A 12,415-nucleotide genomic window follows, 5' to 3' on the forward strand; every position below is an offset into this window, starting at 1 on the left:
ATGCTGGCTAAATACTAATTTTTCCCGCAATAACTGCCGGCAAAACCCGGTTTTATGGGGCGTATTAATTTGGTTTACCTCCGTGCCTGAGCGACCTCGGGCCGCGCGGCTGGCGGGGCCGGACAAACCAACCTCCGGACGCAACCAAGGGCGCGATCGGCGAGACGAGGAAACGAACCGTCCATGCTGCGATTCCTGCTCACGCGAATAGCGTCGGCAATCCCGGTCCTCGCCATTTTGAGCCTGGCCACATTTGCCATCATCCAGGCGCCGCCGGGCGATTATGCCGACTACATCCGCTCGCAGGCGATCAACCAGGGTGGAGCCTCCTTCGCCGAGGCCGACGCGCAGGCAAAGGCCTACCGCATCGAGCATGGTCTCGATAAGCCGCTTCCCCTCCAGTATCTCAACTGGATCGGCGGCATCGTCACCCGCGGCGATTTCGGCTACAGCCTCTATTACAACAAACCGGTCGCCGACGTGGTCGGCGAGCGCCTGCCGCGCACGCTTCTCCTGGCGCTGGTCTGCCATCTGCTGGCTTCGGTGCTGGGCATAACATTCGGCATATGGGCGGCGACCCGGCAATACACCTGGATCGACTCGGCGCTGTCGGCCATCTCCTTCCTCGGCATGACGGTGCCGCGCTTCCTGATGGCGTTGATCATCGTCTATCTCCTGGTCTTCCAATTCAACGTGTCGGAGATCGGCTCATTCTTCTCGCCGCAATATGGGGGCGCGCCGTGGTCGTGGGCCAAATTCGTCGATCTGGTCAAGCATGTCTGGCCGGTGGTGGCGATCGCGACTTTCGGCGGGCTCGCCTACAATATGCGCGTCATGCGCGGCAATCTGCTCGATACGCTGAACGCGCAATATGTCGAGACGGCAAGGGCCAAGGGGCTGACCGGCGCCGCCGTCGTCATGCGCCACGCCGTGCCTAACGCACTGCACCCGCTCATCATGTATCAGGGTGTGGTGCTGCCTTACATGTTGACCGGCGAAATCGAGACGGCGATCATCTTCGCGCTGCCGACTGTCGGCCCGGCGATCGTCGGCTCCATGGCTGTCGGCGATGTCTATGTCACCGCCACCTTCATGATGGTGCTGTCGGCGACGCTGATCGTCGGCAACATCATCGCCGACATGCTGCTCGTGCTGCTCGATCCGCGCGTGCGCCAGTTCGGGGAGCGCTGAGATGCTGGCGCGCGATCCATCCCCTCCACCGCTGCCGGCCGAAGGTCGCATCGTAGCCAAACCGGCGCGCGGTAACGAAAGCTACCTCGCCCTTGTCTGGCGCCGGCTGAAGCGCTCCTGGACCGGCATGGCCGGGCTCTGGCTCGTCGTGCTGCTGCTGGTGATGGCCGTGTTCGCCGAGTTCATCGCGCCAATGGACCCGAAGGTGACGGATGTCGGCTTCGCGCCTCCGCAGGTGCCTGTTTTCCATGACAGAGATGGCGGTTTCGTCGCGCGGCCGAGGGTCTATGCGCTGGCCGATTCGGCGGACCTCGATCCGGTCACTTTCCAGCCCGTCGTCGGTCCCGACTACGATCATCCAAGGCTGCTTGGTTTCTTCGTGCATGGCGCGCCTTACAAGCTCTTCGGGCTGTTGCCGGCGGACCGGCATCTGTTCGGCTCGCTGGACGGCCAGCCGGTGCATTTCCTGGGCACCGACAAGTTTGGTCGTGACGTGTTGTCGCGCGCCATCCATGGCTCGCGCGTCTCGTTGATGATCGCGCTGACGGTCGTCTTCATCATCACCGTCATCGGCACCACCGTCGGCATGGTCTCCGGCTATTTTGGCGGCAGGTTCGATGTCTGGATGCAGCGCTTCGTCGAACTGGTGCTCGCCTTCCCGCAGCTGCCGCTCTATTTGGCGCTGACGACGCTGATCCCGGTCACCGCTCCCACCAACGTCTTCCTCGCTTTCGTCATCATCGTCATGTCGGCCTTGGGTTGGGCGCAGATGTCTCGCGAGGTGCGCGGCAAGACTTTGGCGCTGGCGCGGATCGAGTATGTGCGCGCCGCCATGGCGGTCGGCGCCACCGACCGGCGCATCATCATGCAGCACATCTTCCCCAATGTGATGAGCCACGTGATCGTCGCCGTGACGCTGGCGATCCCGACGGTGGTGCTGCTCGAATCCTTCCTCGGTTTCCTCGGCTTCGCCGTCAAGCCGCCGCTGATCTCGTGGGGTCTGATGCTGCAGGACACCGCGACCTATTCCGTCATCGGCACTTATCCCTGGATCCTGTCGCCGGTCGGTTTCGTGCTCGTCACCGTCTTTGCCTTCAACGCGCTGGGCGACGGCCTGCGCGACGCCGTCGACCCTTATTGAGGTGCCTGAGATGTCCGTCGCGCTCGCCGAATCCTTCGCACCCATCGTCCGTCACGACCATGACGGACGCCAGAGCCAGCCGATCATCGACGCCCGCAACGTCGCCGTGGCCTTCAAGGTCGAGCATGGCGTCGTCGACGCGGTCAAGGACATCTCGTTTCAGCTCTATCGCGGCGAGACGATCGCCATCGTTGGCGAATCCGGTTCGGGCAAGTCGGTGACGGCGCGCACCGTCATGGGCCTTCTGTCGCGGCGCGCCACGGTGTCGCCCGGGTCGAGCGTCTGTTATGACGGGCAAAACATCCTGAAATTTCCCGAGAGCGCCCGGCGCAAGCTGCGCGGCAACCGCATCTCGATGATCTTCCAGGAGCCGATGAGCTCGCTCAACCCGATCTATACGGTCGGCAGCCAGATCGTCGAGGCGATCCGGGTGCATCGCAAAGTCAGCCGCAAGCAGGCCTGGGCGCGCGCACTGGAACTTCTGCAGCATGTGCAGATTCCCGATCCCGCCGCGCGGCTCAAGCAATACCCGCACCAGCTATCGGGCGGGCAACGTCAGCGGGTGATGATCGCCATGGCGCTGGCCAACAATCCCGATGTGCTGATCGCCGATGAGCCGACCACAGCGCTCGATGTCACCGTCCAGGCGCAGATCCTGAACCTGATCCGCAGCCTGCAGAAAGAGCTGCGCATGGCGGTGATCCTGATCACCCACGACCTGACCGTGGTGCGCCAGTTCTCCGACTACGTCTATGTCATGCAGCATGGCGAAATGTGCGAGCACAACGTCACCGAACGGCTATTCGCCAACCCCCAGCACCCCTACACGAGACGGCTGCTCGCTTCCGAGCCGCAGGGGCAGCCGAAGCCGCTGCCGGAGGGCTGCGGCACCATCCTGGAGGCCAGCGGCGTGCGCGTCTCATTCATGCTGCGCCACGGCACCTTCCTGAAACCGGACTGGCGAGAGCTGGTCGCCGTCGACGATCTCGGCCTGAAACTCTGTCGCCACGAGACGCTGGGGCTGGTCGGCGAGTCCGGTTCAGGCAAGACCACCTTCGGCCAGGCCCTGCTCAGGTTGATCGACGCCAAGCGCGGCGAGATCCGTTTCGACGGCAAGCCGATCCACGGCCTGTCGCGGGCGCAGATGCGGCCGTTGCGCTCGCGCATGCAGATCGTCTTCCAGGATCCGTTCTCCTCGCTCAACCCGCGCATGACGATCGGCCAGATCATCGAGGAAGGGCTGATCGTCAACAGCATAGGGGCGACGCGGCGCGAGCGGGTCGAACGGGTGCGCGACGCGCTGGTCAGCGCCGGCATGCCGGGCGATATACTGTCACGGTTTCCGCACGAATTCTCCGGTGGCCAGCGCCAGCGCATCGCGATCGCCCGCGCCATCGCACTCGAACCCGAATTCATCCTGCTCGACGAGCCGACATCGGCGCTGGATCTCTCCGTCCAGGCGCAGATCATCGACCTGTTGCGCAAGCTGCAGGACGAGCGCGGCCTCAGCTACCTCTTCATCTCGCACGACCTCAAGGTGGTGCGCGCACTGTGCCATCGCGTGATCGTCATGCAGAACGGCAAGATCGTCGAGCAGGGCCCCGTCGACGACGTCCTGTCCAATCCCAAGACCGCCTACACGGAACGGCTCGTCAGGGCCGCTTTCGACGTGGCCTGAACATATGCCGGAGGTTAGCATGGCAAGAAATCCCAAGATCACTTTCATCGGCGCAGGCTCGACGGTGTTCATGAAGAACATTGTCGGCGACGTGCTGCAGCGCCCGTCGCTTTCCGGCGCGACCATCGCGCTGATGGACATCAATCCGCAGCGGCTGGAAGAGAGCGCCATCGTCGTCAACAAGCTGATCGCGACGCTCGGCGTCAAGGCGAAGGCCGAGACCCATTCGGACCAGCGCAAGGCGCTGGCGGGCGCAGATTTCGTCGTCGTCGCCTTCCAGATCGGCGGCTACGAGCCCTGCACGGTCACCGACTTCGAAGTGCCGAAGAAATACGGCCTGCGCCAGACGATCGCCGACACGCTCGGCGTCGGCGGCATTATGCGCGGCTTGAGGACCGTGCCGCATCTGTGGAAGATCTGCGAGGACATGCTCGCCGTCTGCCCGCAGGCGATCATGCTGCAATATGTCAACCCGATGGCGATCAACACCTGGGCGATAGCGGAGAAATACCCTGACATCAGGCAGGTCGGTCTCTGCCATTCCGTGCAGGGCACGGCAATGGAGCTGGCGCACGATCTCGACCTTCCCTACGAAGAGATCCGCTATCGCTCGGCCGGCATCAACCACATGGCCTTCTATCTCAGCTTCGAGCATCGCCAGCCGGACGGTTCGTACCGCGACCTCTACCCCGATCTCGTGCGCGCCTATCGCGAAGGCCGCGCGCCCAAGCCCGGCTGGAACCCGCGCTGCCCCAACAAGGTGCGCTACGAGATGCTGACCAGGCTCGGCTATTTCGTCACCGAGAGCTCGGAACATTTCGCCGAATACACGCCCTATTTCATCAAGGAAGGCCGCCCGGACCTGATCGAGAAGTACGGCATCCCGCTGGATGAGTATCCCAAGCGCTGCATCGAACAGATCGAGCGCTGGAAGGGACAGGCTGAGGCCTATCGCTCGGCCGATCGCATCGAGGTCGAGCAGTCCCGGGAATATGCCTCATCGATCATGAATTCGGTGTGGACGGGCGAACCCTCGGTGATCTACGGCAACGTCCGCAACAATGGCTGCATCACCTCGCTGCCCCGGGATTGCGCCGCCGAAGTGCCGTGCCTGGTCGATGCCTCCGGCATCCAGCCGACCTATATCGGTGACCTGCCGCCGCAATTGACCGCGCTGATCCGCACCAACATCAACGTGCAGGAACTGACGGTGCGGGCGCTGATGAGCGAGAACCGCGAACACATCTACCATGCGGCGATGATGGATCCGCACACCGCGGCCGAACTCGATCTCGACCAGATCTGGTCACTGGTCGATGATCTCTTGGCTGCTCATGGTGAATGGCTGCCTGCCTGGGCGCGCTTGAAGCGCAAGAACGAGGCCGCCGCCTGATCGGCGGCGCCCAGCCTTAATTCGGAGCGTCGGGGTCCGTCTCTTCCTCGTCATCGCGGGCCTTGATGACATAGGCGCCCTTCAGCCAGCGGTTGAGGTCGATGTCCTTGCAGCGCGTCGAGCAGAACGGAAAGGTGTCGCGCGCCGAGGGCTTGCCGCATTCGGGGCAGGGGCGCTTTGGGCGTAAGGGCGTGACTTTGGAGTCGGAATTCACAGCCGGGTTCCCGCCAGCCAGCCGCCATGCACCTTGAAGCCTTCGCCGCTCAACAGCGCGACGGTCTCATACAGCGGCAGCCCAACGATGTTGGTGTAGGAGCCGACCAGCTTGACGACGAAGGCGCCGGCGAGACCCTGGACGGCGTAACCACCCGCTTTGCCGCGCCATTCGCCCGACGCGACATAGGCGTCGATCTCCTCGCGCGGCAGCCGCTTGAAGCGCACCCGCGTCTCGACCAGCCGCTGACGCAGCTTGCCGCCCGGGGTGATCAGGCAGATGCCGGAATAGACCCGGTGCGAACGGCCCGACAACAGCCCGAGGCAGTTGGCGGCGTCGTCGAGGGTTTCTGCCTTGGGCAGGATGCGCCGCCCGACGGCGACGACCGTATCCGCGGCCAGCACGAAGCCCGGCGCGTAGTCGGCTTCGGTTTTCAGCGACGCGAACGCCTTCTCGGCCTTTTCCTTCGACAGCCGCTTGGCCAGCGAGCGCGGATGCTCTGCACGCAGCGGCGTTTCGTCGACATCGGCCGGCAGCACGCGGTCCGGCTCGATGCCGGCCTGCTGCAAGAGCTCGATTCGGCGCGGCGAACCCGAGGCAAGCACCAGCTTCTGCAAAATGCTCATCGCGGACCAGTCGGGCTTTGCTTACTTGAAACGATAGGTGATGCGGCCCTTGGTCAGGTCGTATGGCGTCATCTCGACCAGAACCTTGTCGCCGGTCAGCACGCGGATGCGGTTCTTGCGCATGCGGCCGGCCGTATGGGCGATGATTTCGTGTTCGTTTTCGAGCTTTACCCGGAACATCGCGTTCGGCAACAATTCCGTCACGACACCCGGAAACTCGAGGACTTCTTCCTTCGGCATTCGATACCTTTGCTTGGATGGTAGTTCCAGCGCCCTGGCCGGAATTTCGGCGGAACCTATATGATAATCGTCCGCTTGTGAACACGCTTAATCGGCGGCCTCCGGAGGTGTGAATCGACGCCCGATCCGCGCTTTCAGGCGCTCGCGCACGTCCCGGTAGGCCGCCATGATCTGTTCGCGCGTGCCGGCGGCGTCGGTCGGGTCCGGCGTCGGCCAGTATTCGACCTCGACAGCGAGCGAGCGGGTGAGTTCAAGTGCGGCGTGGTGCGCTTCCGGCGCCAGCGTGACGATGAGGTCGAAATAATCGTCCTCGAGATCGTCCATGGTCCGTGGGTGACGCTCGCCCAACGACAGGCCTTCCTCGGCAAGCACCGCATCGACGAACGGATCGCGCTCGCCGGCGCGAACGCCGGCCGAAGCGACAAAGATGGCCGCGGGCAGCATGCGGCGCGCCAGCTGCTCTGCCATTGGCGAGCGCACGGCATTCATGCCGCACAGGAACAGGATCGAACGGGGTAGGGCGCCGGGTGCCAGGGCTAGCCCCGCCAGTGCAGTACGCAGACCAGCGTGAACAGCCGGCGCGCCGTATCGAAGTCTATGTCGATCTTGCCGGATAGCCGGTCCATCAGCGTCTGCGAACCTTCATTGTGCAGGCCGCGGCGGCCCATGTCGATCGCCTCGATGTGGCTCGGCGTCGAGGAACGGATGGCGTCGTAGTAGCTTTCGCAGATCATATAGTAATCCTTGACGATGCGCCTCAGCGGCGTCAGCGACAGGATATGAGTGACGACGGCGGTGCCATCCTCGCGCGCCACGGCAAACACCAGGCGCTGCTCGGCCAGCGACAGTTTCAGCCGGTAAGGGCCGTCGCCGCTGTCATTGACGGGCTGAAAACTGTTCTCCTCGATCAGGTCGAAGATCGCCACCGCGCGTTCATGCTCGACATCGGGTGTCGACCGGCCGATCGATTCATCGAGTTCGACATCGATCAGCCTGGCGCGGGTTTGATCGGGGCCAGACATCGCCGCCTACATGTTCAACCGTATGGCGACGGAGCGTCCATGCGCCTCAAGGCCTTCCGCCTTGGCGAGCGCAATCGCCGCCGGCGCCAAGATACGCAACTGCTCCGGTCCAAGCTTGAGGATCGACGTGCGCTTGACGAAATCGAGCACCGACAGGCCCGACGAGAAGCGCGCCGAGCGTGCCGTCGGCAGCACATGGTTGGAGCCGCCGACATAGTCGCCGATGGCTTCCGGGGTGTGGCGGCCGAGAAAGACGGCACCGGCATTGCGCATCCGCGCCAGGAAACCCTCGGCATCGTCGATGGCCAGTTCGACATGTTCGGCGGCGATGCGGTCGACCAGCGGCAGCGCGGATTCAATGGTTGGAACCAGGATCACGGCGCCAAAATCGCGCCAGCTCGCCGCAGCCGTTTCGGCCCGCGGCAGGCTCTGCAACTGGCGCTCGACCGCTTGTTCGACAGCGATGCCGAAGGCCGGATCGTCGGTGACCAGGATCGATTGCGCCGATGCATCGTGCTCGGCCTGGGCCAGCAGGTCGGCCGCGATCCAGTCCGGATCGTTGCTGCCGTCGGCCACGACGAGCACTTCCGACGGCCCGGCGATCATGTCGATGCCGACGGTGCCGAACACCTGGCGCTTGGCCGCCGCGACATAGGCATTGCCCGGGCCGACGATCTTGGCGACCGGCTTTATAGTCCGGGTGCCGTAGGCGAGGGCTGCGATCGCCTGGGCGCCGCCGACACGGTAGATTTCCGACACGCCTGATATGTCGGCCGCCACCAGCACCAGCGGATTGATGATGCCGCCGGGCGCCGGCACGACCATGACGATGCGCTCGACCCCGGCCACCCTGGCCGGTATGGCGTTCATCAGCACCGAGCTTGGATAGCTCGCCGTGCCGCCCGGCACATAGAGCCCGACCGCCTCGACCGCCGTCCAGCGCCAGCCGAGCTCGACGCCGGCGGCATCCGTATAGCGATCATCCTTCGGCCGCTGCCGCTCATGGTGGGAGCGGATACGGTCTCGCGCGAATTCCAGCGCCTCGATCGTCTTTGAGTCGGCAGCCTTGTAAGCTTGAGCGATGTCGTCCTTCGAGACGGCGATGCCCAATCCAGTCAGATCGGCGCGATCGAATTTCTGTGAATAGTCGATCAGCGCCGCGTCGCCTTCGGCGCGCACGCGCGCGATGATGTCGCGCACCGCGGCATCAACGTCGGCGGACACTTCCCGCTTGGTCAACAGGAAGGCGGCGAAACGCTGCTCGAAATCGGCGTCGGACTGACGAAGCTTGATGGCCATCGGACGCTCAGGCCTTGTGGATGGGGCGCGAGGTGGCTTCCCACGCCCCGCCAATATCGGCAAGGCGCGCCTCGATGCATTCGACGTCGAGCATGATCGTGCCGCCGCCGGCAAAGATCAGCTCGACGATGCCCGCCGGCTTGCTGATCTCGATGAAGCTGATCGCCAGCAGCGACAGGACCTCATTGGGCTTGTCGCGGGCGATGCCGTTGGTCTTGGCGCCGAGCACCCGGTCGAAATGCAGCACCGCCTGCCGCCGCTCATTGTGCTGGCGAAACAGGCCGGATTTGGCCTCCCAGACGAAACGGTTCATGGTCAGCAGGAAACGCTTGGCCGCAGGCAGGAATTCGAGGTCGCTGACCTTCATCACGGCATCCTGGACATGGGCCGAAACGATGCTCAGATCCTGATCGTCGAGCGCGATAAGCTTAAGGGCAGTCATGCGGATTTCGCACCTGAAGGTTGATAACTGAACCTTCTGTTAGGCGGTCTTTCCCGTCCGCGCAACCGCACCGCGAGGCCTTGCGATTGGCCTATGCGGAAATCCGCTCGATCACCGCGCCGCAGTTGGATAGCTTTTCTTCCAGCCGCTCGAAGCCGCGGTCGAGATGGTAGACGCGGTTGACCGTCGTCTCGCCTTCCGCCGCCAGGCCGGCGATGACCAGCGAGACAGAGGCGCGAAGATCGGTCGCCATGACCGGCGCGCCCTTCAGTTTCGGCACGCCGTCGACGATCGCCGTCTGGCCCGAAAGCGTGATGTGAGCGCCGAGCCGCGCCAGTTCCTGCACATGCATGAAGCGGTTCTCGAAGATCGTCTCGGTGATGCGCGACTTGCCCTTGGCCATCGTCATCAGGCCCATGAACTGCGCCTGCAAATCGGTCGGGAAGGCCGGAAACGGCGCCGTCGTCACGTCGACCGGCGCAATGCCGGCGCCGTTGCGCCTCACACGAATGCCGGAATTGGTCGGCGTGATCTCCGCACCCGTCTGGGCGATCACGTCCAGTGCGGTCTGCAGCAGATCCGGACGCGCACCTTCGAGCACGACGTCGCCGCCGGTCATGGCGACGGCCATGGCATAGGTGCCGGTCTCGATGCGGTCGGGAATGACGCGTACGCGCGCACCGGAGAGCGATTCGACGCCGTCGATGGTGATTGTCGGCGTGCCGGCGCCGGAAATCTTCGCACCCATGGCATTGAGGCACTCGGCGAGGTTGACGATCTCGGGCTCGCAAGCCGCGTTTTCCAGCACCGTCTCGCCCTTGGCGAGCGCCGCGGCCATCATCAGCACATGGGTGGCGCCGACCGAGACCTTCGGGAAGATATAGCGGTTGCCGACAAGGCGGCCATTCCTTGTCTTGGCGATGACATAGCCGGTGTCGACGTCGATGTCGGCACCCAGCGCCTGCAGGCCCTCGAGGAACAGATCGACCGGCCGCGTGCCGATGGCGCAACCGCCCGGCAGCGACACTTTTGCTTCGCCCATGCGGGCCAGCAGCGGGCCGATCACCCAGAACGAGGCGCGCATCTTCGACACCAGCTCGTAGGGCGCTGTGGTGTCGACGATGTTGCGGGCGGAGAAGTTGATGGTGCGCGAATAGCCCTCATTCTGCTTCTCGCGGCGGCCATTGACCGAATAATCGACGCCGTGGTTGCCCAGGATGCGGATCAGTTGCTCGACATCGGCCAGATGCGGCACGTTTTCCAGCGTCAGCGTGTCGTCGGTCAAAAGCGAGGCGATCATCAAAGGCAACGCCGCGTTTTTCGCGCCCGAGATCGGAATGCTTCCGGAGAGCTGGTTGCCCCCGACAATTCTGATGCGATCCATGGAAGAAAGTCCCTCTCGGCCAAACAGGGCCGGTTCAATCGTTTGAGTAGCGGCCCGTCTAGACCATTGGCCGATCTGGTTCAAGAATTACGCTGGTTCAAGAAATGGGATTTCGCCCACCCCGGGCCAAGAGTGGCCGATTTGAGTTAATCTTTTTGTATTTCCTTCGATGCAGCGAGCCCGTCCGGCCGTTGATCTGCATCTCCGGTGCGCCGCGAGCGTGACTGCGCCTTGCGCTTCTGCAGATTGGCGCGCAATTGCTCTGCCAGCCGATCCTTGCGGATTGTTGCGCTGTTATTCGGTGGACCATCCTTTTTCACTGGAATTGCCTTGTCATCCATTGTCCCGCTCTGGCCCGTGAGCAGCCAGCCCGCCATTCAGGGATAGCCAACATTGTGGCGCCCCCATGTCATTAAAAGCTATCCGGCAAAGGCTTTCACAGAAGCGTTGCGCTTGGCCTTGCGCTTGCCGGTTCGATATGGCAGAAGCCCCGCCATCAGCGGCTGCGGTAGCTCAGTGGTAGAGCACTCCCTTGGTAAGGGAGAGTAGCCAAATCGGCACCTACGATTTCTTCTTATTTTCCAACCACTTAGTGAGCCCCGGATTTCGGACTGGTGTAGCTCTTGTAACCAAAGTGGCCAGATTGGAACCACCGATCCCCGACTTCTTCCCGGGCTCGGTCCCGAACACCTCGTCAATGACCGCCGGGCCGGTGTCGCTGTGCGGGTAGTTGTTCATCAAGACCTGCGGTGATTTCCAGTTCCCCTTGTCGGCCGTCGTCCTGATGTCGACGCGGTTTTTCACGATCATCTCGGTTGCGAAGCTGTGCCGTCCTGGCTGGTGGGTGCCGAGGTAGGGAATGCCGGCGCGGGCGCATGTGGCCTTGATCAGCTTGTAGACCGACCAGCGATGCAGGAAGCCGAAGACCCGGCCGTTTCGCGGCTCGAGCTGCTGAAGTTCATAGACCAGCTCGATCGTGAGATCGGCCGAGCCATCGTCTCCGTTCTTCATATCCCGGAACGTCACCTTGCGGGCCGGCAGATCGAGGTCTTTCGGCTCCAGCTTGATCGCGTCGCCGATGCGCGCCCCGGTCTGGAAGATGAACAGCATGAGGGTGCGCAGCCGGTCCTCCTCGCAGTATTCGCGAAACGTGTTGATGTAGGACCGGTCGACGGCTCGCCGCGGTGCGGTCGAGGGCAGGCGCACGTTCTTGTCGCGCTTGGAGAACCCCTTGATCTTCACCTCTGGGCAGTCGCCGGCGTCGGCGCTCAGGTTGATGACGGCTTTCGCCGGCGTGATGATCTGGCGGTTCCATGTCGTATAGGCCGCATCGGGATAGATTTCCTTGGCGGCGGCGCGGACCATTGCGCCGGTCATTGCCGAGATCCTGGTCTCGCCGAACTTGGCCAGCAGCGGAGCGAGATACTGATCGCCCTTGCCGGCGTCCAGGTAGGCGTTGACGGCGGCGGCGAAGGTGAAGAGCTGCTTCGGGTCGAGGAGGCGAACTTCGCGCTCTTCTAACTCGCGGCTGAGCCTGATTTCGTCCGCTTTGGTTTTGTCAGCCTCGCCTGTGCTCTCATGAACTCGCTTCTCGCCGTCTTTGGTTTTGAGGCTGCCCGTGAGCCACCAGAAACGGCCCCGCTTGTAGATGGTGAGCGGCATGACTTACTCCACAAAAACAACTCGTCGATCTGCCTTGGCGAGATCAATATTTGCTTGTCGACATGGTAGCAGAGCCCGGCCTTGATCGCCTTCTCGCGCAACGACCTCGCGGACATACGCAAC

14 protein-coding genes are annotated in these 12,415 nt (G+C 63.3%); 4 read left to right on the top strand and 10 right to left on the bottom strand.

The features are described from left to right. The first annotated feature begins 183 nt into the window (after positions 1–183). The 4 genes from NKI69_RS27000 to NKI69_RS27015 are packed head-to-tail and all read left to right on the top strand — an operon-like array spanning position 184 to position 5,403. A complete protein-coding gene (locus tag NKI69_RS27000) occupies positions 184–1,191 on the top strand; it encodes an ABC transporter permease (RefSeq protein WP_127296635.1) in 1,008 nt (335 codons plus the stop codon). A gap of 1 nt (position 1,192) precedes the next feature. Continuing rightward, positions 1,193–2,332: an ABC transporter permease gene (locus tag NKI69_RS27005; protein ID WP_128302683.1), complete on the top strand. Its 1,140-nt coding sequence runs from the start codon at positions 1,193–1,195 to the stop codon at positions 2,330–2,332. Between the two features lie 10 nt (positions 2,333–2,342). Next, positions 2,343–4,010 (top strand): ABC transporter ATP-binding protein, encoded by a 1,668-nt coding sequence (locus NKI69_RS27010; protein ID WP_352722858.1) that lies wholly within the window; start codon positions 2,343–2,345, stop codon positions 4,008–4,010. Positions 4,011–4,029: 19 nt separating this feature from the next. Beyond that, complete coding sequence (locus NKI69_RS27015) at positions 4,030–5,403, top strand: alpha-glucosidase/alpha-galactosidase (protein WP_023809263.1); 1,374 nt, start codon at positions 4,030–4,032, stop codon at positions 5,401–5,403. Between the two features lie 16 nt (positions 5,404–5,419). Here the strand turns inward: NKI69_RS27015 and yacG are convergent, their stop codons facing one another. From yacG to NKI69_RS27065, 10 genes are all read right to left on the bottom strand, one after another. Then, positions 5,420–5,617, bottom strand: coding sequence for a DNA gyrase inhibitor YacG (gene yacG, locus NKI69_RS27020; protein ID WP_023809262.1), 198 nt, complete (start codon positions 5,615–5,617; stop codon positions 5,420–5,422). Continuing rightward, positions 5,614–6,243 carry a Maf-like protein gene (locus NKI69_RS27025; protein ID WP_023809261.1) on the bottom strand — a complete coding sequence of 210 codons (630 nt, stop codon included), beginning with the start codon at positions 6,241–6,243 and terminating at the stop codon, positions 5,614–5,616. The genes yacG and NKI69_RS27025 overlap by 4 nt, the downstream gene beginning before the upstream one ends. A 21-nt stretch (positions 6,244–6,264) precedes the next feature. Then, positions 6,265–6,483, bottom strand: coding sequence for a translation initiation factor IF-1 (infA, locus tag NKI69_RS27030; protein WP_006200926.1), 219 nt, complete (start codon positions 6,481–6,483; stop codon positions 6,265–6,267). A gap of 87 nt (positions 6,484–6,570) precedes the next feature. Beyond that, positions 6,571–7,032 (bottom strand): arsenate-mycothiol transferase ArsC, encoded by a 462-nt coding sequence (locus NKI69_RS27035; protein WP_081734750.1) that lies wholly within the window; start codon positions 7,030–7,032, stop codon positions 6,571–6,573. Continuing rightward, entirely contained in the window at positions 7,020–7,505 is a 486-nt protein-coding gene (locus NKI69_RS27040; RefSeq protein WP_013530198.1) for a UPF0262 family protein, read from the bottom strand. Before NKI69_RS27040 ends, NKI69_RS27035 begins: the two co-directional genes overlap by 13 nt. A 6-nt stretch (positions 7,506–7,511) precedes the next feature. After that, positions 7,512–8,804 (bottom strand): histidinol dehydrogenase, encoded by a 1,293-nt coding sequence (gene hisD, locus NKI69_RS27045; RefSeq protein ID WP_352441082.1) that lies wholly within the window; start codon positions 8,802–8,804, stop codon positions 7,512–7,514. Positions 8,805–8,811: 7 nt separating this feature from the next. Further along, positions 8,812–9,246, bottom strand: a complete 435-nt coding sequence (locus NKI69_RS27050) for a DUF2948 family protein (protein ID WP_023809258.1) — start codon at positions 9,244–9,246, stop codon at positions 8,812–8,814. A 91-nt stretch (positions 9,247–9,337) separates the two neighbouring features. Then, entirely contained in the window at positions 9,338–10,630 is a 1,293-nt protein-coding gene (murA, locus tag NKI69_RS27055) for a UDP-N-acetylglucosamine 1-carboxyvinyltransferase (RefSeq protein ID WP_023809257.1), read from the bottom strand. 146 nt (positions 10,631–10,776) lie between these two features. Then, the gene (locus tag NKI69_RS27060) at positions 10,777–10,971 is read right to left on the bottom strand and encodes a hypothetical protein (protein ID WP_023809256.1); all 195 of its coding nucleotides are present in this window, start codon (positions 10,969–10,971) and stop codon (positions 10,777–10,779) included. Between the two features lie 220 nt (positions 10,972–11,191). Beyond that, on the bottom strand, positions 11,192–12,292 hold the full coding sequence (locus tag NKI69_RS27065) for a tyrosine-type recombinase/integrase (RefSeq protein ID WP_352722859.1): 1,101 nt from the start codon (positions 12,290–12,292) through the stop codon (positions 11,192–11,194). Positions 12,293–12,415: the final 123 nt, after the last annotated feature.

It is taken from the genome of Mesorhizobium sp. M0491, from assembly GCF_040321265.1.
Lineage (GTDB): Bacteria > Pseudomonadota > Alphaproteobacteria > Rhizobiales > Rhizobiaceae > Mesorhizobium.

Bases quoted from the DNA above. Each gene is read 5' to 3' on its own strand.
- NKI69_RS27010 (WP_352722858.1), top strand. From the start codon at position 2,343: ATGTCCGTCGCGCTCGCCGAATCCTTCGCACCCATCGTCCGTCACGAC.
- NKI69_RS27060 (WP_023809256.1), bottom strand. From the start codon at position 10,971: ATGGATGACAAGGCAATTCCAGTGAAAAAGGATGGTCCACCGAATAAC.
- NKI69_RS27065 (WP_352722859.1), bottom strand. From the start codon at position 12,292: ATGCCGCTCACCATCTACAAGCGGGGCCGTTTCTGGTGGCTCACGGGC.
- infA (WP_006200926.1), bottom strand. From the start codon at position 6,483: ATGCCGAAGGAAGAAGTCCTCGAGTTTCCGGGTGTCGTGACGGAATTG.
- NKI69_RS27025 (WP_023809261.1), bottom strand. From the start codon at position 6,243: ATGAGCATTTTGCAGAAGCTGGTGCTTGCCTCGGGTTCGCCGCGCCGA.
- murA (WP_023809257.1), bottom strand. From the start codon at position 10,630: ATGGATCGCATCAGAATTGTCGGGGGCAACCAGCTCTCCGGAAGCATT.
- hisD (WP_352441082.1), bottom strand. From the start codon at position 8,804: ATGGCCATCAAGCTTCGTCAGTCCGACGCCGATTTCGAGCAGCGTTTC.
- NKI69_RS27040 (WP_013530198.1), bottom strand. From the start codon at position 7,505: ATGTCTGGCCCCGATCAAACCCGCGCCAGGCTGATCGATGTCGAACTC.
- NKI69_RS27000 (WP_127296635.1), top strand. From the start codon at position 184: ATGCTGCGATTCCTGCTCACGCGAATAGCGTCGGCAATCCCGGTCCTC.
- NKI69_RS27015 (WP_023809263.1), top strand. From the start codon at position 4,030: ATGGCAAGAAATCCCAAGATCACTTTCATCGGCGCAGGCTCGACGGTG.
- NKI69_RS27005 (WP_128302683.1), top strand. From the start codon at position 1,193: ATGCTGGCGCGCGATCCATCCCCTCCACCGCTGCCGGCCGAAGGTCGC.
- NKI69_RS27050 (WP_023809258.1), bottom strand. From the start codon at position 9,246: ATGACTGCCCTTAAGCTTATCGCGCTCGACGATCAGGATCTGAGCATC.